General features: G+C 41.9%; 16 protein-coding genes. 12 read left to right on the top strand and 4 right to left on the bottom strand.

Annotated elements, in window-relative coordinates; all coding sequences use genetic code 11:
- Window positions 1–9 precede the first annotated feature (9 nt).
- From feoB to ACOI22_RS13875, 12 genes are all read left to right on the top strand, one after another.
- Window positions 10–1827, top strand: a complete 1818-nt coding sequence (feoB, locus tag ACOI22_RS13930; protein ID WP_420672724.1) for a ferrous iron transporter B — start codon at window positions 10–12, stop codon at window positions 1825–1827.
- A 388-nt stretch (window positions 1828–2215) separates the two neighbouring features.
- Complete coding sequence (gene nirB / locus ACOI22_RS13925) at window positions 2216–4750, top strand: nitrite reductase large subunit NirB (RefSeq protein ID WP_420672723.1); 2535 nt, start codon at window positions 2216–2218, stop codon at window positions 4748–4750.
- 9 nt (window positions 4751–4759) lie between these two features.
- Window positions 4760–5158 carry a nitrite reductase small subunit NirD gene (gene nirD / locus ACOI22_RS13920; RefSeq protein ID WP_420672722.1) on the top strand — a complete coding sequence of 133 codons (399 nt, stop codon included), beginning with the start codon at window positions 4760–4762 and terminating at the stop codon, window positions 5156–5158.
- Between the two features lie 8 nt (window positions 5159–5166).
- Complete coding sequence (locus ACOI22_RS13915) at window positions 5167–8064, top strand: molybdopterin-dependent oxidoreductase (RefSeq protein WP_420672721.1); 2898 nt, start codon at window positions 5167–5169, stop codon at window positions 8062–8064.
- A gap of 2 nt (window positions 8065–8066) precedes the next feature.
- Window positions 8067–8975, top strand: coding sequence for a uroporphyrinogen-III C-methyltransferase (gene cobA / locus ACOI22_RS13910; RefSeq protein WP_420672720.1), 909 nt, complete (start codon window positions 8067–8069; stop codon window positions 8973–8975).
- 188 nt (window positions 8976–9163) lie between these two features.
- A complete protein-coding gene (locus ACOI22_RS13905; protein WP_420672719.1) occupies window positions 9164–9736 on the top strand; it encodes an ANTAR domain-containing response regulator in 573 nt (190 codons plus the stop codon).
- On the top strand, window positions 9733–10833 hold the full coding sequence (locus tag ACOI22_RS13900; RefSeq protein ID WP_420672718.1) for a CmpA/NrtA family ABC transporter substrate-binding protein: 1101 nt from the start codon (window positions 9733–9735) through the stop codon (window positions 10831–10833). The genes ACOI22_RS13905 and ACOI22_RS13900 overlap by 4 nt, the downstream gene beginning before the upstream one ends.
- A gap of 454 nt (window positions 10834–11287) precedes the next feature.
- Complete coding sequence (locus ACOI22_RS13895) at window positions 11288–12634, top strand: CmpA/NrtA family ABC transporter substrate-binding protein (RefSeq protein WP_420672987.1); 1347 nt, start codon at window positions 11288–11290, stop codon at window positions 12632–12634.
- A gap of 88 nt (window positions 12635–12722) precedes the next feature.
- Entirely contained in the window at window positions 12723–13688 is a 966-nt protein-coding gene (locus ACOI22_RS13890) for an ABC transporter permease (protein WP_420672986.1), read from the top strand.
- A gap of 28 nt (window positions 13689–13716) precedes the next feature.
- Window positions 13717–14562, top strand: a complete 846-nt coding sequence (locus ACOI22_RS13885) for an ABC transporter ATP-binding protein (RefSeq protein ID WP_420672717.1) — start codon at window positions 13717–13719, stop codon at window positions 14560–14562.
- A 110-nt stretch (window positions 14563–14672) separates the two neighbouring features.
- Window positions 14673–15890 (top strand): alginate export family protein, encoded by a 1218-nt coding sequence (locus ACOI22_RS13880; protein WP_420672716.1) that lies wholly within the window; start codon window positions 14673–14675, stop codon window positions 15888–15890.
- Between the two features lie 139 nt (window positions 15891–16029).
- The gene (locus tag ACOI22_RS13875; protein WP_420672715.1) at window positions 16030–16899 is read left to right on the top strand and encodes an ATP-grasp domain-containing protein; all 870 of its coding nucleotides are present in this window, start codon (window positions 16030–16032) and stop codon (window positions 16897–16899) included.
- 13 nt (window positions 16900–16912) lie between these two features.
- Here ACOI22_RS13875 and ribA read toward each other — a convergent pair whose 3' ends face one another.
- The 4 genes from ribA to ACOI22_RS13855 form a co-directional block, all read right to left on the bottom strand.
- Entirely contained in the window at window positions 16913–17530 is a 618-nt protein-coding gene (gene ribA, locus ACOI22_RS13870; protein WP_420672714.1) for a GTP cyclohydrolase II, read from the bottom strand.
- A gap of 120 nt (window positions 17531–17650) precedes the next feature.
- Entirely contained in the window at window positions 17651–20467 is a 2817-nt protein-coding gene (locus ACOI22_RS13865; protein WP_420672713.1) for an EAL domain-containing protein, read from the bottom strand.
- Window positions 20468–20590: 123 nt separating this feature from the next.
- Window positions 20591–20890, bottom strand: a complete 300-nt coding sequence (locus tag ACOI22_RS13860; RefSeq protein WP_420672712.1) for a DUF3630 family protein — start codon at window positions 20888–20890, stop codon at window positions 20591–20593.
- Window positions 20878–22353, bottom strand: coding sequence for a protein adenylyltransferase SelO (locus tag ACOI22_RS13855; protein ID WP_420672711.1), 1476 nt, complete (start codon window positions 22351–22353; stop codon window positions 20878–20880). The genes ACOI22_RS13860 and ACOI22_RS13855 overlap by 13 nt, the downstream gene beginning before the upstream one ends.
- Between the last annotated feature and the right edge of the window lie 71 nt (window positions 22354–22424).

The following is a 22424-nucleotide window of genomic DNA, read 5'->3' as shown; positions in this document are numbered from 1 at the left end:
TACACCTACATGAAAAAAATTATATTGGTTGGAAAGCCTAATTCGGGCAAAAGCTTGCTGTTCAACCAACTTACCGGGCTAAAACAAAAAGTTGCTAATTTTCCAGGTGTTACGGTTGAGCTGAAATCAGGCACATTCAACGGTTACGAACTAGTAGATTTCCCTGGCACTTATTCGTTGTCATCTATTTCAAGTGATGAGTCTCTCGCTATTGAACAGCTTCATATAGCGATGGAAAATGCCGATACCTCTTTAGTTATTTGCAATTTAGATGCGACCAAATTAGAGCGCTCCTTGGTGTTCGCTTTACAGGTGCAACAATTAGCTAAACAGCATAATAAAGGGGTGATATTTGCCCTTAACATGATGGATGAGCTAACACGTTTTGGCCATAGCATTGATGTAGAAGCCTTGTCGGCGCAACTTGGGTCACCCGTTTATGGGATTTCAGCAAAAACCTTAATTGGCATAAGTGAGTTTACCCAAGCACTTCATAGCCATGCTCAAGCGCCTGAGTTAGTGCAAGTAAAGCGCCCTGACTTAAACCAACACGCTAGCTTATTATTTGCTAAAAACTTAGCCAAGCAGTTCGCAATAGATAAAGACATTGTATTAAAACAGCAAAACAAACTAGATAACTTCTTACTGCATAGCATTGCCGGCGGCGTAATATTTATTGCGGTGATGTTCTTTTTGTTTCAAAGCATATTTACGTGGGCTACGCCTTTAATGGATGCCGTTGAAACGGGTATAAGCATACTAGGAGAGCTAACTGTTGCGGCTTTGCCTGAAGGCATAGTGAGTGACTTCGTTAATGATGCTATTTTTGGTGGGGTAGGAGCCTTTTTAGTGTTTGTCCCGCAAATAATGGTACTTACCCTTATAATTGGCCTACTTGAAGACAGCGGGTATTTGGCGCGCGCAGCCTTAATTTGCCACAAACCCTTAAGTTTGTTTGGTTTGTCAGGGAGGAGCTTCATTCCTTATTTATCAGGCCACGCCTGTGCCATTCCGGCTATTATGGCCGCGCGTACTATTGAATCGCCTCGTAAGCGCCTAATAACCATGATAACAGTCCCACTTATGTCGTGCTCGGCTCGCTTACCCGTTTATGCTTTACTTATTGCCGTGTTAGTCCCAAATGAGAGTTATTTAGGAGGCTGGGTAAACCTGCAAGGCGCGGTATTTTTTGCCTTATATTTTGGAGGTATTTTTACCGCTCTAATAATGAGTAAGCTGTTGAATTCATGGATTGAAAAAAGCGAAAAACAAAGCGACTTACCTTTTATTATTGAATTACCCAGCTATAGATTGCCACATTGGCGTCCTTTATTTTACAAAACGGTGAATAGCGGCCAGCAGTTTATACGCCGCGCAGGGCCTGTAATATTTATGGTGTCGGTAGTGGTTTGGGTACTGGGTTATTTCCCGCAAAATGGTGATTTGTCTGCATCTTATCTTGCGTATATTGGGCAGTTTTTAGAGCCGTTATTTGCCCCATTAGGCGTTGATTGGCGTTATGCAGTGGCTATTTTGGTGTCGTTCTTAGCAAGGGAGGTATTTGTTGGCGTGTTAGGTACCTTGTTTAGCATTGAAAATGCCGACGAAGATATTGGCGGTTTAGCCGCGCAGCTCCAAGCTGACGGCCTAAGCTTGGCCTCAGGTATTGCCTTATTAGGATTTTATGTAATTGCGCTTCAGTGCGTTGCCACCGTAGCTACATTAAAGGGTGAAACCGCTAAAAACAGATATTCATGGGGGATCTTTGTACTTTATGGACTCCTTGCCTACTTAGTTGGCGCGGCTATTTACGCAATACTAAGCTAATGTTTAGCGTTGAAATGGGCTAAAACGAGTATAAAGAATGGCCTTAATTGCTTGTTTTCGGGGCGCGGTTGCATTTTTTTAGTGCATAGCATTGCGTTGATTAAGAGGTGAAAATAGCTAAGCTATTGAAAAGTAATGCTAATAACTCTTGGCATTAATATTGAATAAATAATAGTGAGTTAAGTTTACAATTTTTATTCTCACTTTAGAAAAACTAAAGGAGAATTGGCAAAGATGCCCACATGCGAGAAATCGCGTGTGGGTTTTTTTTTGGATTTTTTTCAGTATGCAAGGCACAACGGCTACCACGCTTACTGTTTAAATCGCGCTGTTCTACCAAGCAAATACGAGTGGTCGCAAGCGCAAACACATATTTATGAGGCAAATTATGGCACAAGTAATCGATGATGTATTAGTAATAGGCAATGGCATGGTAGGGCATCACTTTGTTACCCAGCTTAGAACAATTAACCCTACAGCAAGCATTCGCGTATTATGTGGTGAGCCAAGATTAGCTTACGATAGAGTGCATTTGTCAGAGTTTTTTAGTGGTAAAACCGCTGATGACTTAGCCATGACCACCGAGGCTGAGTACGAACAGCAAAATATAAAATATGTGCTTAATTCATGGGTAAGTGAAATAAACAAAGACGCTAAGTTAGTGACTACCAGTACAGGTGAAAGTTATGCTTACAAAACGTTAGTGCTTGCTACGGGCTCGTTCCCATTTGTTCCCCCCATTCCAGGTAACGACCAAGCCCATTGTTTGGTTTACCGTACTATTGAAGATTTACATGACATACAAACTGCTGCCTCTGTTAGTAAAGTGGGTGTGGTTGTGGGTGGCGGCTTACTAGGCTTAGAAGCGGCCAATGCCTTAAAAGAAGCCGGCTTAGATACACATGTTGTAGAGTTTGCGCCACAGCTAATGGCGGTGCAACTTGATCAAGACGGCGGCCGAGTACTACGTGACAAAATTACCGATTTAGGCGTGCAAGTGCATACGCAAAAAGCCACACAGGTAATAGAAAAAGGCGACACTCATAGATACAAAATGCAATTTGCTGACGGCACACACCTTGATACTGACATGATCTTGTTTTCTGCAGGCATTAGACCTTCTGATGCATTAGCAAAGCAAAGTAATTTGGCTATTGGTGAGCGCGGCGGAATAGTGGTAGATAATCACTGCCTTACCTCAGACCCTAGCATTTATGCGATTGGTGAATGCGCCCTTTGGGAAAATAAAATATTCGGACTTGTTGCACCGGGCTATTCAATGGCGCGTGTAGTGGCTGATCACATTTGTGACATTGAAAACGCCTTTGAAGGCGCTGATATGAGCACCAAATTAAAACTAATGGGCGTAGAGGTTGGCTCAATTGGTGATGCACACGCAAAAACAGAAGGCGCTCAGGTTTACACTTACGAAAACCAGCCCCAAGGCGTGTATAAAAAGTTAGTGGTAGATGAAACACAAAAAGAGCTGTTAGGTGCGGTGTTAGTGGGTGATACCAGTGATTACGACACTTTGCTCCAGTATGCTTTAAATGGCATTGAGTTACCTGAATTCCCAGAAGCGCTAATACTGCCTAATTCTGACAGCGCACCTGCTTTAGGGGCTGATAGCCTACCTGATACCGCCATGTTGTGTTCGTGCCACAACGTGACGAAAGGCGATGTTATTACCGCTATTGAAGAGGGTAATGCCACCCTTGGCGATATTAAAGCGTGTACCAAAGCGAGCTCAGGTTGCGGCGGTTGCGCAGCCTTGCTTAAGAACGTTGTTGACAGCGAACTGACCAAACGTGGTGTTGAAGTAAGTACCGCTATTTGTGAGCACTTACCTTTTACCCGCCAAGGTATATACGACATTGTAAAAGTAGAAGGTATTGAGAGTTTTTCTGAATTGCTGCACAAACACGGAAAAGGCTCAGGTTGCGAAATTTGTAAGCCCACTGTAGCGAATATTTTAGCCTCTATTTATAACGATTTTATTTTAGCGAAGCCCCATGTAGGCCTACAAGACACCAACGACATTTATTTAGGCAACATGCAAAAAGACGGCACCTATTCTATTGTGCCACGAGTTGCTGGGGGTGAAATAACGCCGCAGAAATTAATTTTATTAGGCCAAGTGGCCGAACAATACAAACTTTACACAAAAATAACCGGCGGACAACGTATTGATTTGTTTGGCGCACGCGTAGAGCAGTTGCCCGACATTTGGGAAAAGCTTATTGCCGGCGGCTTTGAAACAGGCCATGCCTATGCAAAAGCACTTAGAACGGTTAAGTCATGTGTGGGCAGTACATGGTGCCGATTCGGCGTACAAGATTCAGTGAAAATGGCGATTGATTTGGAAAATCGCTACAAAGGCCTTCGTGCACCACACAAAATTAAATTTGGCGTATCGGGTTGTACTCGCGAATGTGCAGAAGCACAAAGTAAAGATATTGGCGTAATTGCCACAGAAAATGGTTGGAACTTATATGTGTGCGGTAACGGGGGTATGAAGCCACGCCATGCTGATTTATTCGCCACCGATTTAGATGACCAAACGCTGGTGCAATATATTGACCGTATTTTGATGTTTTACGTGAAAACAGGTGATCGCTTACAACGTACTTCTGTATGGATGCAGAATATGGAAGGGGGTTTAGATTATCTTAAGCAAGTGGTGATTGATGATAGCTTAGGGATTTGCGCAAAACTTGAAGATAACATGTCTCATTTAGTTGATACCTATCAATGTGAGTGGAAAACCGCCCTTGAAACCCCTGAGCACAAGCGCCGCTTTGTTCAATTTGTTAATTCAAAAGCGAACGATGAAAACGTACAATTTGTGCAAGAGCGAAATCAAATTCGCCCTGCCACAGAAGCTGAGAAGAAAAGCCAAATCAATATTGTAGAAGTGGTATAGGAGAATAACATGACAACGACTAGCCCCCTTGAAAATAAAAGTAATGACTCACTTAATGGTAGTTGGGTAAGCGTGTGTTCTGAGCAAGACTTAGTGGCTAACTCAGGTGTATGCGTATTAATTGGTAAGCAGCAAATAGCCTTGTTTTGTATGGTGAATTACGCGCAAGAAATAAGCTTATACGCGTGTGATAACTATGACCCCATTGGAAAAGCGAATGTGCTATCGCGCGGAATTTTATGTTCCATAGGCGATACGCCATGTATTAGTTCGCCTTTGTATAAGCAACACTTTAGCTTAGTAGATGGATTGTGCTTAGAGCAATTAGAGGTATCGGTTAATGTATACCAAGTTAAATTAGAACAAGGGCTTGTTTCAATATATGCCCCCGCTTCGTTAACGAGCTAAGCTTTATTATGCCGTCGTCTTCAACGCATTTTAGCACGTCGAACCCAAGCACTACCTGCCCGTATTGTGGCGTGGGTTGCGGGGTTAAAATGCAGTGCGATACTAAACAAGCCTTAGCAAGCGATGGAACGTTGGTGCATCAAAGCGCAACGCTAAGCCAGCTTACAGGCGATGAAAAGCATCCTGCAAATGCAGGTAAGTTATGCGTAAAAGGCAGTCATTTATTAGACACCACAAGCAATAAAGACAAACTTCTTTATCCAGCCATTGATGGTGAACGTAGTTCTTGGGATGAGGCCACGACTAAAATAGCAAATCATATAAAAGACTGTGTTGAGCGCTATGGCCCTGAATCAATTGCATTTTATTTGTCAGGCCAATTACTTACTGAAGACTATTACGTAGCTAACAAGCTGATGAAAGGCTTTATAGGTTCAGCAAATGTAGATACTAACTCGCGCTTATGTATGTCATCAGCGGTAGCCGCTTACAAACGAGCTTTGGGCGCAGATGCGGTGCCTTGCTGTTATGAAGATTTAGATGAAACCGAGCTACTGGTATTGGTGGGCTCGAATGCTGCGTGGACACACCCGGTTTTATTTCAGCGTATGCAAAAAGCCTTACAAGCTGATACCACCAAGAAATTAGTAGTAATAGACCCAAGAGTAACCCCTACTAGCCAAAGTGCTGATATACATTTAGCCATAAAACCCGGCACCGATGCCTGGATTTACAATGGCTTGCTTAGTTATTTGGTGAGCACAGCGCAATGTGACACCGCGTATATTCAACAGCACACTCAAGACTTTGATGCATGTATTGAAGATGCTGATTTGTATACACTTGATAAAGTAGCCAATGCTGCGCAAGTATCAAGTGAACTGCTATTAAGCTTTTATTCGATGTTTGCCAATGCAAAAAGTGCTATTAGCTTTTACTCTATGGGGATTAACCAGTCATCATCGGGTGTAGATAAAGCCCATAGTATTATTAACTGCCATTTAGCAACAGGCAAAATTGGCAAAGTGGGCAGTGGGCCATTTTCTATTACCGGCCAACCCAATGCTATGGGTGGCAGAGAAGTAGGGGGCCTAGCTAATATGCTAGCCGCCCACATGGATATTGATAACAAAGAGCACAATCAGCTTGTTGAAACGTTTTGGCAAGCGCCCAACATGGTACAAAAGGTAGGCCTTAAAGCGGTAGACATGTTTGATGGTTTAGCTAGCGGAAAAATAAAGTTTATTTGGATTATGGGAACCAATCCTGTAGTGAGTATGCCAAACCGCAATCAAGTAGAAGCCGCACTCAGTAAATGCGACATGGTGGTGGTAAGTGATATTGTAGAAAGAAACGATACTATTGCCTTTGCTGACATTGTGTTGCCAGCTACAGGTTGGTCAGAAAAAGATGGCACGGTAACCAACTCAGAACGCTGCATTTCAAGGCAGCGAGGCATTTTACCTTTGCAGGGTGAATGCAAGCATGATTGGCAAATTATAAATGAAGTGGCGGCTAAACTAGGCTTTGGCGATGCGTTTTCATACGCACATTCGGGTGAAATATTTAACGAGCATGCAAAATTAAGCGGCTTTGAAAACAAGGGCCAACGCGATTTTGATATTTCTGGTTTGAGCGAGTTAACGCGAGAAGAGTTTGATAAGCTACAACCCATTCAATGGCCGGTTAATGCAAAAGCACCACTGGGGACTAAGCGCCTTTTCACTGATGCAAGGTTTTATACGCCAAATGGCTTAGCTAAGTTCTTTGCGATTAAAGCTAGGTTACCCGAGCAACAAACTTCTTCAGATTATCCCTTTGCGCTGAACACTGGCCGGATGCGTGACCAATGGCATACCATGACTCGCACCGGGAGCGCAAAGTCACTTAGTGAGCACACCCAGCAAGCCGAATTGTTGATGCACCCTGATGCAGCTAAGAGTTTGCATTTGAAAACCGGCGATTTAGTCACCTTGCGAAGCGCGCATTGCACTAACAATCCGGTAATACTTCCAGTAAATATCTCTTTAAATGTGCGCAAAAACGAACTGTTTGCCCCCATTCATTGGAGTAAAACCAATACTAGCCATGGTGCATTAGCCAAGCTTTTTACATCAGCGAATGACCCAATTTCAGGGCAGCCAGAATTAAAGCATGCGGCAGTTTCATGCGAAAAAGTCGCGCTTGAAGAAAGCGCGACCTTGCTTATTAACAAGGCTTTGGTTAACGATGATATTCAGCTTTCAGAGTATCAGGTACGCATTAACTTAGGTGAAGCATGGCTATTTTATATGCATCGCCTACCTAAGAAGTTAAGCGAACAAGGGGATGCGGTAGCACTTAAGGGCAAAGAGTTTGTTTCTGCATCACAGTGCAATAGCTTAGCCGAGCAAATTAAGCAAAACATTCAGCAGCAGAGCCTTGCTACAGCGCCCGCTTGGCTATTTAAGCAAAAGCAAAGTACGCAAGCTTATTTGGGATTTGTTGATGATGCTTTAAGTGCGCATTTTGTTTCTATAACAGAGCCTGCTAGCGAAAATGAAAATACGCTAGCCACAGCAATTAACCCTGAGTTTAGCTTGCATTGCCTAGCTAGCGCTTCACTTGAAGGCAAAGACCAAGCGCTATTGTTAAATGCCAGCTTTCCTAGTGAATACGCGAAAGGCAAAGTGATTTGTAGTTGTTTTAACGTGCGCAAAAACGAAATACAAGAGGCAATTGCAAGCGGTTGTAACAGCGTAAATGCACTGGGCAATAAGCTTAAGTGCGGCACAAATTGTGGCTCGTGCAAAAGTGAATTAAGCGAGTTAATTAATTTAGCGGAACCTATAAATAGCAGTAAACCTAACGACAGAAAACAAAATAATTTAAGCAGTACCATCCCACTAACCGTTTTGGAGTGCTAAGCATGATGTTACATAATTCAATAAAATTACCTTTTCAAGCATTTGTTGATAAATGCAAACAGGCTAAGTTTCCTGCGTTTACCCATGGTTTATTTTCATCGCTTAACGATACTGATACAAAAAATCACAAAAACGGGCAAGTTATTATTTTAGGTGCAGGCCCTGGTGATGCAGAATTAATGACCATTAAAGGCTTAAAAGCCTTACAAAATGCAGATGTAGTGCTGTTTGATTGGTTAGTATCAAGCGAGGTGCTGGCACTAATACCACCACAGGTTGAAAAGATGTTTGTGGGGAAGCGCTGCGGTAAACATAGCATGCCGCAAGCGTCAATTTGTGACCTTGTTGTAGAACAAGCCCTTATGGGGAAAAAGGTTGTGCGCTTAAAAGGCGGTGACCCTGCTATATTCGCCAGAACCTTAGAAGAAACTCAATTAATTGCTCAACACAATATTCCTTTTTGTATTATTCCGGGTATAACGGCAGCATCGGGTGCGTCGGCTTATACCGGCTTAACGCTTACACATCGTGAGTGCGCGCAGTCAGTAAGGTATGTTACGGCTAGTTTAAAAACCCTAGAAGACGAGCCTAATTGGCAGCAAATTGTGAATAACTGTGAAACAGAAACGCTCGTTTTTTATATGGGCTTATCAAAATTATCCCTTATTGCTGAACGCTTAATGGAAGCAGGCGTAAGCGCTGACTTTCCTATTGCCGTTATTGATAAAGCATGCAGTATAGAGCAGCAAATGGTAACCGGGAATTTAGAAAACATTGCGGCTAATGAACAGGTGAAAACATTTACTGGACCGGCAATTATTGTTGTAGGGCGGGTTATTGATCATCACCAAGCCATTTCAATTAATCCTATAACAATGCAACCGCTTACTGCTTCGGCTATTGCACTATAAAAGTGCGCTTTTTTAATGTTGGTTTATAAATACCCTAAATTGAGCTTGTTTCAATAATAGATAAAATTATAAGCGCTTGATTTTAAATAGTTAAATTCAATTGCTAGTATTGGCAGAATGCTTGCAACCCTACTGAGTATACTTACTTTACTAGGTTAATCTGTTTTGTTAAACAGAGCCACTCGCCATTGAATATTTTACTTATTGATGACAACGAAAATCGCGCTGAAGCAATCAAGCTTGCGCTGCAGGGGACCGATTACCATATTACCCACTTGGTAAGTTCGGGAGCGTCTCTTCTAAAATTAGTAGAAAACAGCCAGCCTGATATGATTGTAATTGATATTGAATCACCTGATCGCGATATACTTGAGAGCCTACATACGCTTAATCAAATCAACCCCAAGCCTATTGTGTTATTCACCGAAACCGAAGATGCCGCTGTAATGAAGCGCTCTATTAAGTCAGGTGTGAGTGCCTATGTAACAGGTAACGCCGACCTAGGCCGCGTGCGTTCTATTCTTGATGCTGCCTCAGCACGCTTTGAAGAATTCCAAGAGCTAAAACAAGCGCTTAGAACTACGCAAGATCAGCTTGAAGCACATAAAACGGTTGATCAAGCCAAGCGTTTACTTATGAAAAAACAAAACTTAGATGAAGCTTCTGCATACAAAGCCATGCGAAAAATGGCGATGGACAGCGGCCAAAAGCTAGAGCAAGTATCTGCTAACTTATTAACTGTATTGAAGAATTTACCATGAGTGCTATTTTAAACACCTCACTGAATATTGGCTTTGTGAAACTTACCGACGCTGCCCCATATGTTATTGCGAAAGAGTTGGGTTTTTTTGATAAATACGCCCTTGATGTTGATTTACGTCCGCAAAATTCGTGGTCAACTTTACGCGACAAACTAGAAGCTGGCATGCTTGATGCGGCGCAAATGTTAGCGCCTATGCCAATTGCTAGTGCGCTTGGTATTAGTGGAGCGCGCCAAGATATTATTACGCCACTAGTGACCAGCCAAAACGGGAATGCGATTACTATATCGATTGCACTGGTGGAAGAAATTAAAACTGCACTGAGTTTGGATTCACTCCCATTGCCCATGCCGGCGAGCATTTTGAAACAACTAATAGATATACGAAAGCAAAACAACAAAGCAAAACTCCGCTTTGCCTCTGTGTTTCCGTTTAGTTGCCATTACTTACAATTGTTAGACTATTTTGCGCAAGGCGATATTGCGCTAAATGACGTAGAGCTGTTATTCATACCCCCAACGAGTATGACCGACAGCTTAGCAAGTGAAGATATTGATGGATTTTGCGTAGGTGGCCCGTATAACGCCAGTTCGGTTCGCAAGCAAATTGGTGCTACTATTGTGACGTCTTACGACATTTGGCAAGATCGCGCCGAAAAGGTACTGGGTATTACCGAAGAAGCTTACAAGCAAAGGCCTGAAGTATTTCATGCTTTGTGCGCGGCTATAATTGATGCCTGTGAATGGCTCAAGGATGTGCCGAATAGATTTGAAGCCGCTAGGATACTTGCACAAGATAAGTATTTATCAACGCCTATTGAATGCATAGCGCCTTCCCTTATTGGAAGTTGTTTAACTATGTATGGGGTTTCTCCGCGCCACCTTACCCACTACAATCGTTTTAGCGCCTTAAATGAAAAAGATGAACTGGCAATAAATCGCCCTAGTGCCGAACAAGGAACTTGGTTGCTCAACAAAATTCAACATGCTTGGCCACATTTGTGCCCTACTACTAGCGCAAATATAAAGATAGAAGATTGTTTTAGAGAAGATATATTTGACCAAGCAGTCGCACTTAGACTGGCCACAAAAGCCTAAGCTAAGCACTTCTATGGTGCGAGCTGCACTGTATTACGCCATTAATAGTCCGCAGTATTTTACGGAAATCAGCTAAGTTATTGAAAAGATTGATTTTAAATTGTTGGCATCATATCTGCTATATAGTAATCGAAAGGAGACAGCACAGACATCCTTGCCATTACCACATACGTTTTGTGTCCCCAAGCCAGTTTGCGTATGTAGTGTGCATAATAATAATAAACTGTGTTAACGACAAAAAATCTTAGCGTTCTTGCATTGAAGCAAAAGCGCTTAGGCAATGTAGCCCACTAGACTCAATATGTTTCATATTGCTGTTTGTGGGCTTTTTTTTGGCCTGAATTTTAGTAATCAAAATGTAGGAACATTTACGATGACAACAACTCAACAACGCAGTGCAAAGAAAAATACGAGCAAAAGCTTGTTTAATTTAAGAAAACTAAAAGCCATTGGAATGGCGCTATCACTTTTTACCTTAAGCAGTGCTAGCTTAGTTGCCAATGCTCAAGAAGAAATTGGTTACCCTGAAAAAGAAGAGCTTAAGTTTGGTTTTATTAAATTAACTGACATGGCGCCTTTGGCTGTTGCCTACGAGAAAGGCTATTTTGAAGATGAAGGCTTATACGTAACTCTAGAGGCACAAGCTAACTGGAAAGTACTGCTTGACCGCGTAATAACCGGAGGCTTAGATGGCGCACACATGCTTGCAGGCCAGCCTTTAGGCGCCACTATTGGTTATGGCACCGAAGCTCATATAATGACGGCATTTAGCATGGACTTAAACGGAAACGGTATCACTGTTTCAAATGAAGTTTGGGCTAAAATGAAGAAAAACATTCCTCATGAAAATGGCAAGCCTGTTCACCCTATTAAAGCTGACGCATTAGCCCCTGTTATTGAAGAATACAAGCAAGCGGGTAAGCCGTTTAATATGGGCATGGTATTTCCTGTTTCTACCCACAACTATGAGTTGCGTTATTGGTTAGCTGCCGGTGGTATTCACCCTGGTTACTATGCGCCACATAAAGGTGACACAAGCGGCCAAATAGATGCACAAGCCTTGTTGTCAGTTACTCCTCCACCACAAATGCCTTCTACTATGGAAGCCGGAACAATATACGGTTACTGCGTAGGTGAGCCATGGAATCAACAAGCGGTATTTAAAGGTATTGGTGTACCGGTAATTACCGATTACCAAATTTGGAAAAATAACCCTGAAAAAGTATTTGGTGTATCAAGCGAGTGGCAAGAAAAGTACCCTAATACCCATATTCGCGTTGTTAAGGCAATGATCAGAGCGGCAATGTGGCTTGATGAGAACAACAATGCGAATCGCCCAGAAGCTGTGAAGATTTTAGCTAAAAGTAACTACGTAGGCGCCGATGCTGACGTTATTGCTAACAGCATGACCGGCACCTTTGAATTTGAAAAAGGTGATAAACGCGAAATTCCAGATTTCAACGTATTCTTTAGACACCATGCAACTTACCCGTACTACAGTGATGCGATTTGGTATTTAACGCAAATGCGTCGTTGGGGGCAAATTTCAGAACAAAAATCTGACGATTGGTATGTTGATATAGCGAAAAAAGTGTACCGCCCTGACATTTACACTAAAGCGGCTAAAGCCCTTATTGCCGAAGGCAAAGCAAAAGCTTCTGACTTCCCAGATTTTGCAAATGAGTCAGGCTTTAAGCCACCGCAATCAGAGTTTATTGACAACATTACCTTTGACGGAACTAAACCAAATGCCTATTTGGATAGCTTCCCAATTGGTATGAAGTCAGACGACAAAATATAAATCAAGCCATCTTGCTGCCTGCTATTAGGTAGCAAGATAACGTTTACTTACGGAGATCGTTATGAGCTCACAAACAATAGTTAAATTAATGACAAACAAATTACCATCAAATGTGGGAAGCAACGTGATATTCGCAACCCTGAACAATATGCTTCTACCCATAGTGGGAATTTTACTATTCATTGGTTTGTGGTCTATGGTAGCGAGCAGTATAGATACTTCGTTAGGTAAATTCCCAGGCCCTAAGGCAGTTTACGAACAAACCTTAACTTTGTATGACGAACATAAAGCGCAGTCTGAAAAAGAAACCGCTTTTTATGAACGCCAAGAAAAACGTAACGCTGATAGAGTAGCAAAAGACCCAACATATGTGCCCAAAACCCGTGCATTCACTGGCGCACCCACCTTTTTTGACCAAATTTGGACCAGTTTATATACCGTAAGTGTTGGTTTCCTTTTAGCGTCAATAATCGCCGTGCCTCTTGGCATAGTATGTGGTTTAAGTAAATCAGCCTATGCTGCTATAAACCCGCTTATTCAATTATTTAAACCGGTATCACCATTAGCTTGGTTGCCTTTAGTTACTATGATTGTAAGTGCGGTGTATGTGAGTGATGACCCTATGTTTGCAAAATCATTTGTAACATCGGCGGTAACAGTTGCTCTTTGTTGCTTATGGCCCACTCTTATTAACACCGCTGTGGGTGTATCAAGTATTGATAAAGATTTGGTGAATGTGAGCCGAGTATTGCGCTTAAATACCGTAACTCACATACAAAAAATTGTGTTGCCTTCATCTATTCCAATGATATTTACTGGCTTGCGCTTAAGTTTAGGCATAGGTTGGATGGTATTAATTGCGGCAGAAATGCTGGCGCAAAATCCAGGTTTAGGAAAGTTTGTTTGGGACGAGTTCCAAAATGGTTCATCTAATTCACTGGCCCGCATTATGGTAGCCGTACTTACCATTGGTCTAATTGGCTTTTTACTTGACCGCCTAATGTTAGCGGTACAGAAAAAAGTGAGCTGGGATAAAACCCAAGTTCTTCGCTAGTTAACATCAGTTCATATAGGAAAATACAATGAGTATTCCACATTTAGAATTATCACAAGTAGGTATGGAATTTCCTACCGACAATGGTCCTTTTGTTGCCTTAACGGATGTTAATTTACGCTTAAAACAAGGTGAGTTTGTTTCATTAATTGGGCACTCGGGCTGCGGTAAATCAACGGTACTTAATATTGTTGCTGGCTTATATCAAGCAACCTATGGCGGCGTAATTTTAGATAACCAAGAAGTAAACTCACCGGGGCCAGAACGCGCCGTAGTGTTTCAAAACCATTCTTTGTTACCGTGGTTAAGTGTTTATAAAAACGTTGAGTTAGCGGTGAAGCAAAGCAAGCAGAAGCGGTCAAAAGCGGAAATTAGAGAATGGGTAGAGCATAACCTTGAACTTGTTCATATGACTCACGCAACTCACAAATTACCTTCAGAAATTTCTGGTGGTATGAAACAACGAGTAGGCATAGCACGTGCGCTTTCCATGGAGCCTAAAGTACTGTTAATGGATGAACCATTTGGCGCGTTAGATGCGCTCACTCGCGCGCATTTACAAGATTCAGTAATGGAGATTCAAGCTGCGCTAGGCAACACCGTGATTATGATTACCCATGATGTAGATGAAGCCGTTCTGCTTTCTGACAGAATAGTGATGATGACTAACGGTCCGTCAGCTACTATTGGCGAAATACTCGATATTGAATTGGAACGTCCGCGCAATCGTATTGAAATGGCAGATAATCCTTTATACAACAAATACCGACATCAAGTACTGCAATTCTTATACGAAAAGCAGCGCAAAGTTGAACCGGTTTTTCAAAATAATAAAAACAATAAAAAAGCACAATCTAGTTCTGACGCTGCATAGGTAAGGCCGCTATAGGCCAAGCTTAAGCTAAGTAAGCAACTAATTTTAAACACATTAAATTTTAACACTCTCAGACGGGGGCGGGATTCGCTCACCTATAGGAAACTCACATGAACGCAAACAAACCCATTTCGGCTATGCTATCTTCATTTGCATTAGCTTCCTTAATAGCACCGCTTAGTGTATCTGCACAAAGCCAAGACCTTCACAGTGCGCTTGCTGATGGCAAAGCCACCGTTGACCTTCGCTTACGATACGAAGATGTAGGCCAAGATAACGCAGTTGACGATGCCTCGGCATTCACGGTTAGAACACGACTAGGCTACGAGTCAGGCAGCTATGAAGGTTTCTCGTTTAAAATTGAGATGGAAGATAACCGCATTGCCTTAGGCCAAGGCGATTATACGGTTGGCCCTACAGGGTACAACTTAGGCCAATACTCGGTTATTGCCGATCCGGAATTTACGGAATTAGACCAAGGCTATTTGCAATATAAAAAAGACGGGCTGACTTTTAAAGTAGGCCGCCAAGTGATTACCCATGATGGGCACCGTTTTATTGGTCACGTTGGCTGGCGTCAAGACCGCCAAACCTTTGATGCGGCAACCGCTATTTATGCGCCAAATAAAGATCTTAAAATGCAGTATAGCTACATAACTCAGCGCAACCGTATTTTTGGTGAAGAAGCCGACTTAGATGCAAAAGATCACTTGTTCAATGTGTCGTACAAAACCGATATTGGTACCTTAGTGGGTTACACCTACCTACTTGAGGTAGATAACAACACTGACAACGCTATTGATACTTACGGTGTAAGTTTCAAAGGCGCTACATCGCTTGAAAAAACCAAGATTATGTATGCTCTTGAATATGCGACGCAGTCAACTACTGCTGGCGGGACTGACTACGATGCCGATTATATGATGGCTGAAATTGGTACGTCATTTTCAGGCGTAACCGCAAAGTTAAATTATGAGGTGCTAGGCTCGGATGATGGCATGTATGGGTTTGCTACGCCGCTTGCTACTTTGCATAAATTCAATGGTTGGAGTGATCAATTCTTAGCTACTCCAGCACAAGGTTTAGAAGATTTAAGTGTTAGCTTAGCGGGCGGGTTAGCCGGCGGTAAATGGCTAGTGGCTTACCACAACTATGATGCCGACGAAGCTACCGCAACAGTAGATGACTTAGGCAGCGAAATTAACCTGCAATACACTACCAAGATTGCTAAGAAATACGCGGTGGGCATTAAGTATGCTGATTATTCTGGCGAAAGCGGCCGTGTTGATGCTAACAAAACTTGGATATGGATAGCGACTAAGTTTTAAGCTTTTTGCGCTAGGCAGGCAAGGTATTCCCAACCGGCCTGCTTAGTGCTTTTTCTTTTCAAATTGACAGCCGTCGTTTGTTATCCCCCCCATTTTGGCTTAAGCTATTTAGTATGTCCAAAATTGAGTTGTTCCCTTTATGTTACGCTGCGCCTTTCTTACAACCAATAACTTAGAAGATTTCTTTATTTACGATGACTTAGTTAAGCCCCATTTAGAAGCTTTGGGTTGGCAAGTTGTTGATGTGCCGTGGCGAGAAAAAGACCACGATTACAATCAATACGATGTGGTAGTAGTGCGCAGCACATGGGATTATCAAGAACACCCTGAAGCATTTATCAATACCTTAACGCAAATTGAAAAATCTACCGCGCGTTTAGAAAATGCTTATGAGTTAATGGTTTGGAACTTCTCAAAAGACTACCTGCGTGATTTAGAAGTAGCGGGCGTTGCTATATTACCCACTATTTGGCTAGATGCATTTAACGAAGAGGTGATAAGCGGAGCGTTTTCTTACTTTACTAGCGGTGAAATAATCATCAAACCCCGCGTAAGTGCAAATGCCGACTCAACCTATCGTTTAACACATGATGCTTGGATGAAAAATAGGGAAGCGATAGCGGAAGACTTAAAACAGCGACCACTTATGATCCAAAAGTTTGAGCAAACCATTCTTGAACAGGGCGAGTTTTCTTTATTTTATTTTGCCCACAAATACAGCCACACCATCAACAAACGTCCCGAGAAAGGGGACTTTAGAGTGCAAGAAGAGCATGGTGGCAGCCTAGCAAAGGTTGACCCTAGCTATGACATGCTTGAGCTAGCAGAGAAAACCTTGGAGTCTTTGCCACAATCAGCGCTTTATGCACGTATTGATATGCTGCAAACAGATTTGGGTTTAGCCATTATTGAGGTGGAACTAATTGAACCATCATTGTACTTCAATATGGACGAACCCAGTGCCAAGCGATTCGCTATAGCACTCAATGAACGCTTTAAAGTGACTTAGCACTATTAAGTGCTTATTTTAGGGTGTCGGGGTCAAACTGATGGCCCAGTTTGCTGGTTTTAGTGCGTAAATAATGCTTGTTGTCATTAGTAATACCGTGGTCTATTGGCTTACGGGCCACCACATTAATTCCCATTGATTCCAAAGCTAAAATCTTTTTAGGATTGTTAGTCATTATCTCAACGTTTTGAATGTTTAATGTTGCTAGTATCGTTTTGCATATGCCATATTCACGTAAGTCTGCATCAAAGCCTAAATGTTCGTTTGCTTCCACGGTGTCGTAACCTTGGTCTTGCAGGTTATAAGCTCTTACTTTGTTTAACAGGCCAATTCCTCGGCCCTCTTGGCGTAAATATAAAATCACGCCGCTACCTTTCTCAACAATATTCTGCAGTGCTTTTTCTAGTTGAAAACCGCAATCACAACGGGTGCTAAATAATGCGTCACCGGTTAAGCACTCAGAATGGATTCTAATTGGAACGGTATCGCTTTCTTCCCACTCACCATAAGACAAAGCAACATGCTCTTGGTCTTTTTCTGTATCAAGAAAACCGTGAATGACAAAATTGCCAAAACGGGTAGGTAACTTAGCCTGGCTAATAAATTCGTAGCGACTGTTGTGTGTGGTCATTCAATTCTACTTTTAAATATCAATGCGCAAAAAGTGGGGGCAAATTCGTATTTTCCAATACTTGCGGCTTAGTTTTAACTTATCCTTGCCCACAGAAGGTGGGATAATACCAAAATTCGTTTAGGAATTGTCAATTAAGGTATCAGAAAAGGGAGCATACCTAGCCAAAGGAACAGGTTGAGCTATACAAAAACCTTGCGCAAAGTCTACGCCTAACTTTCCTATTTGGACCATAATTTCAGGTGTTTCAACAAACTCAGCCACTGTCTTAATTTCCATGGCGTCAGCCACGTCACGAATAGAGGTCACCATGGCTAAGTCAATTGGGTCGTTTAATATATCGCGAATAAAGTTACCGTCAATTTTCAGATAATCAACCGGTAAATGCTTTAGATAACTGTAGCTCGAAAAGCCGCTGCCAAAATCATCTAGTGCAAACGTACAGCCAAGCTTTTTAAATTCGTTCATAAACTCTATGGCATCTTTCATTCTTATGATTGCCATGGTTTCAGTAATTTCAAAGCATATTTTATCAAAAGGAATATGATATTTTTCAAAAGCATTGAGCAAGAAAAAACGAAAATCATCATCAGAAAGCGACATGCCAGAAAGGTTAATATTTGCTTTGCCTAGGGTTTCAATATGCTCATTGTGTGTGTTTAGCCACTTAAAGTAGCTCTCAACCACCACTTTATCAATTTTATTGCTCACATGGGCTTTTTCTGCGCTTGGCATAAAAAATTCAGGCGCAACTAAGTCGTTGTCTTGGGTGCGTAAGCGCACTAAAATTTCGTAATATTCTTTTGTATCACTGGCGTTTAAAGGGCGATAGTGCTGATAAAACAACTCTAGATTGTCTTCTTTTAGTGCGGTGTTAAGTTCATTCACCCAATATAAGTCACGCTTGTAGCTAGAATGCATGCCCATTTCCGCAGAATATATATGTATTTTGTCTCGCCCGCCTTCTTTAGCTATTAAGCAAGCCGTATCAGCATAACTCAGCAATTCTTCGCCGCTAGGAATGGATTCATCAAAAGGAGCAATTCCCACGCTCATTGATTGGGTAAATACGTGGCGGTCCCACTTAAACTCAAATTTACGCATTTTGGCGAGTAATGTATTTGCTAATTGACGCAGTTCTTGGCTATTTTCAAAATTCGCTAATAGCCCGAATTGATCAGCGCTAAGACGTGCAAAAGGATACTTGTCGCTCACCACGTCAAATAGCTCGTGTGATAATTCTTTAATAAAAATATCACCAGCAGAATGGCCGCAGGTGTCATTAATCAGTTTAAATTGATCAACATCTAGAAACAAAAGAGCAAACTTTGTGCTTTTCTCATCATACTTTTCAATGCGCTCGTTCATTAATTGAAGGAAGTAACGGCGATTAAACAAGCCGGTGAGTTGATCATGCGTATTTAGGTAGTGCAAATTAATTTGATGCAAACGGCGTTCGGTAATATCGAATAACGAACCAAAATGGAGCTTTTCGTCATTTACCGTTTTTAATTGGCAAGAAATAGAGAACCAAAACTCACTGCCATCTACACGTTTCCCCTTTATTTCTTTCCCTAGTACAGTTTGCTGAATACTCAACTCACCTAAAAGTAAATCAGCTTCTGTGGCATCGGCAAAAAAGTATGACAGGTTCGGCATTTTGCTAATAAGCGAATCATTGTCTTTGTAGCCAAAAAGTGAACAAATAGCGGGGTTAACATGAACTAAATCACCATTAGGTAAGGCGGTATATAAGCCTTCGGCAGCGTGTTGAAATAAATCATTATATTGCTGAAGTTGCGCAATTTGCTCACCTTGATGATAAGCGCGTTTGGCTTGGCTAGATTGTTCGCGGCTAATAATAGAGACGGCTACAAACATTACCCCTAAACAAATAACGGCAAAGGGATAAGGGGTTGTCATAGACAATTGTGCGCTGCCTTGGAAGAATCGCCATAATTCAAGGCTGACTAATGTACCCAAGGTTAACCAGCCTAAGAAATAGATTAAAGCACTGCGTAAATCAATGGTTTTACGATACACAATAGTGGCTAGAATTTTACTGGCTAAAAATATCAGTGAAAACCCAATTAAGCTTAATAATTGGTAGTTGTCGCTTAGCGTAAAAACGGCCACTAAAGGTATTAGCAATAAGCCATAATGCAAACGCAACCACACACTGGAAATGGGGTAGAAAACAACGCGTGCGATCTTAATACTTGCAAATAGCGAGATTATAAGGCTAATAGCTGTGAGTTCTGCGGTTTTAGTTGGCAACATAAATAGCGATGCCAAAATACCTTCTGCACTTAACATGGTGGTCATGGCTGATGTAGCAAACACGCAAAACCAGAAACGGGCAGGGGCGTTTCGCAAAATATAAGTGAGCAAAAAATAGGTGGCTAATAATGACAAACCGCCGGCCATTGCGCCAAGTAAAATTAGCCGAACACTTGACTCCTGGGTATATTTCTCAGTTTGCCAAAGCTCCAAAGGTAATAAAGAATAGCTATTATCGCGCACCCGAATATAAACGGTATATAGTGACTCTGAGCGCGAAATCAGGTTCATTTTGAAGCCTTTGCGGCTTAAATGTCGGGCTACGTCATCATCGGCTTGTAAACGTGCGCTTTGTACAATACGGCCTTGTTCATCAAGCAAAAATGCGTCTACTTCATCTACAAAAACACTACCGGCAATTAGGGTAAGCAGCCTATTGGTATTGGCATTATTAAGTAAATCGAAGCGTATCCACAGCGCTGACTGCGCATCTATTGATTGCGCATTTATGTTTAGTGTCCACTGATTCAGTTGTTGAACATCAGACAGCAATAAGCCCTCACGCGTTACATGGTATTGCGCATGAGCATGAATATTTACTGCATTGTCAAAATCTACATTTATAGGTGTGGGGCTGTCATTTGTTTGAGACGCCACGCTTGAGACGAAAAATAATAGAATCGACGGTAAAATTAGAACGCTAAGAAGTCGCAAATCGATGTTCATTTATTTGATAAGTTACTCCGTATTTAGCCAGAAAAGTACTGTTGTGTGAAGCACTTAATCGGCTATTACCTGTTTTAATTTATCATGCATTTCTATTGTTACCGGCATGTTACGGTTTGTGGCGTTAATCCAAATACTATCAACGGTGTCGCTAATACTTAAAATAAATAAACAACTGCCCCACATGAAGCTATATTGCGCCAAGTCAGCACCTACTTCTTCCTGCTGTGTTTGCGTGTTTAACATGTTTAATAAGGCACTTACCCACTCACTTCGTTGCTCTTCATTGGGGAAGTCAGCAGGCTCAATTACCAAAGAATCTTCTATTAGACTTAGTTGATTTAACTTGAGCATGAGAGCGCAATTCCCTTATCACTATCTTCTGGTGCTAATGACAGCGCATGTAAATCAGAATGTTCATCAAACGGGCGCGTGACTACTTTTAGCAAATCATTAAATGTGCTGAAGTCACCATTTTCAGCCTTCTCAATGGCATCTTGCATATGATGATTACGTAAAACAAACTTTGGATTACGGCCCAGTAAGTCTTGCTGGGTGATATTGGCTTGGCAGCTTTCAATTAAGGTCGTGTATTGTTTGCTCCAATCACGCATTTCATTAAGTTGTAAAAAGGTGTCACAAAAACCATCAATATTGCCCTTCTTAATATCGTTAAATGATTCTGATAAACGCCTAAAGCTGCCGTGGTAGTCTGCAGACTCCTCGCTTAATAGCTGAATAAAACGGTTGCTGAGTGAAATTAAACTATCTTCATCAGTGGTGTTTTCAGGCGCAGTTAACACGGCTTCTGTAAAACCAAAGCGGGCAAACATTTCAGTTTTGTAGGCACTTAAAAATTGTGGTTCAAATGTGGCTAAAGCTTGTTTAATTTCATCCACATTTAGCTTGTTACTAAACGCATGGGCAAGCGCGTTTAAATTCCATAGGCCAATACTAGGTTGTTGATTAAATGCATAACGGCCGCCATGGTCAGAGCTATTGCATATATAATTCGGAACGAAATCATCTAAAAACGCATAAGGTCCAAAATCAAAGGTAATGCCGTGAATAGACATATTGTCAGTATTCATTACGCCATGATTAAAACCATAGGCTTGCCATTTCGCTATCATCTTAGCGGTGCTTACACAAATGCTAGTTAGCAGTGCTAAGTAAGGATTTTCGCTTTTTGCTTCCTGTGTAAAATGGTGAGCAAAACAAAAGCTAAATAATTCATCTAGTTTTTCATGCTCATTTGCATGGTAGAAGTATTCAAAGTGCCCGAATCTAATATGGCTAGGGCAGGTACGAATAAGCATGGCACCGCGCTCAAGGCTTTCACGCATTACCGGTTCGTTTGAGTTAATTAAAGCAAGCGCCCTTGAAGTGGGGATATTTAAGCTATGCAAGGCCTCGCTTGCCAAATATTCACGAATTGTTGATCTTAATACTGCGCGGCCATCAGCATGCCTGCTGTATGGCGTGGGGCCGGCGCCTTTTAAGTGTAAGTCTATTAGCTCACCTTGGGGCGTACTTATTTCACCTAATAGTAGGCCACGGCCATCGCCTAATTGTGGATTCCAATGTCCAAACTGATGGCCACCGTACTTTTGCGCCACGCTGTTTTCTTGAAGCGTTCCTTCAGGCGAAAACAAGGCTTGTAGAATAGCGTGCTCATTTGGCAAAAGCCCTTCGAGGCCTAGTTCACTTCGCAGGGCATGGTTAATAGTTGTTACCTCAGGTGAGGCAACAGGAAAAGGTTGTACCTTAGTGCAAAGGGCTGATAATTCAGACGCATATAGGTGTTGCAGAGGCATGGCTTAATTCACTTTTAATAACAATTTGTTTACAAGATGTAAAATATCAATGTAGTCTGTATGTACGAGAG

It is taken from the genome of Glaciecola sp. 2405UD65-10 (genome assembly GCF_048820975.1).
Lineage (GTDB): Bacteria > Pseudomonadota > Gammaproteobacteria > Enterobacterales > Alteromonadaceae > Glaciecola.
Note: the sequence above shows the minus strand (reverse complement) of the source record. Positions and strands in the feature narration are given on the sequence as shown.

Bases quoted from the DNA above. Each gene is read 5' to 3' on its own strand.
- ACOI22_RS13855 (WP_420672711.1), bottom strand. From the start codon at position 22,353: ATGCCTCTGCAACACCTATATGCGTCTGAATTATCAGCCCTTTGCACT.
- cobA (WP_420672720.1), top strand. From the start codon at position 8,067: ATGATGTTACATAATTCAATAAAATTACCTTTTCAAGCATTTGTTGAT.
- ribA (WP_420672714.1), bottom strand. From the start codon at position 17,530: ATGACCACACACAACAGTCGCTACGAATTTATTAGCCAGGCTAAGTTA.
- ACOI22_RS13890 (WP_420672986.1), top strand. From the start codon at position 12,723: ATGACAAACAAATTACCATCAAATGTGGGAAGCAACGTGATATTCGCA.
- nirB (WP_420672723.1), top strand. From the start codon at position 2,216: ATGGCACAAGTAATCGATGATGTATTAGTAATAGGCAATGGCATGGTA.
- ACOI22_RS13915 (WP_420672721.1), top strand. From the start codon at position 5,167: ATGCCGTCGTCTTCAACGCATTTTAGCACGTCGAACCCAAGCACTACC.
- ACOI22_RS13895 (WP_420672987.1), top strand. From the start codon at position 11,288: ATGGCGCTATCACTTTTTACCTTAAGCAGTGCTAGCTTAGTTGCCAAT.
- ACOI22_RS13875 (WP_420672715.1), top strand. From the start codon at position 16,030: ATGTTACGCTGCGCCTTTCTTACAACCAATAACTTAGAAGATTTCTTT.
- ACOI22_RS13885 (WP_420672717.1), top strand. From the start codon at position 13,717: ATGAGTATTCCACATTTAGAATTATCACAAGTAGGTATGGAATTTCCT.
- feoB (WP_420672724.1), top strand. From the start codon at position 10: ATGAAAAAAATTATATTGGTTGGAAAGCCTAATTCGGGCAAAAGCTTG.
- ACOI22_RS13880 (WP_420672716.1), top strand. From the start codon at position 14,673: ATGAACGCAAACAAACCCATTTCGGCTATGCTATCTTCATTTGCATTA.
- ACOI22_RS13900 (WP_420672718.1), top strand. From the start codon at position 9,733: ATGAGTGCTATTTTAAACACCTCACTGAATATTGGCTTTGTGAAACTT.
- nirD (WP_420672722.1), top strand. From the start codon at position 4,760: ATGACAACGACTAGCCCCCTTGAAAATAAAAGTAATGACTCACTTAAT.
- ACOI22_RS13860 (WP_420672712.1), bottom strand. From the start codon at position 20,890: ATGCTCAAGTTAAATCAACTAAGTCTAATAGAAGATTCTTTGGTAATT.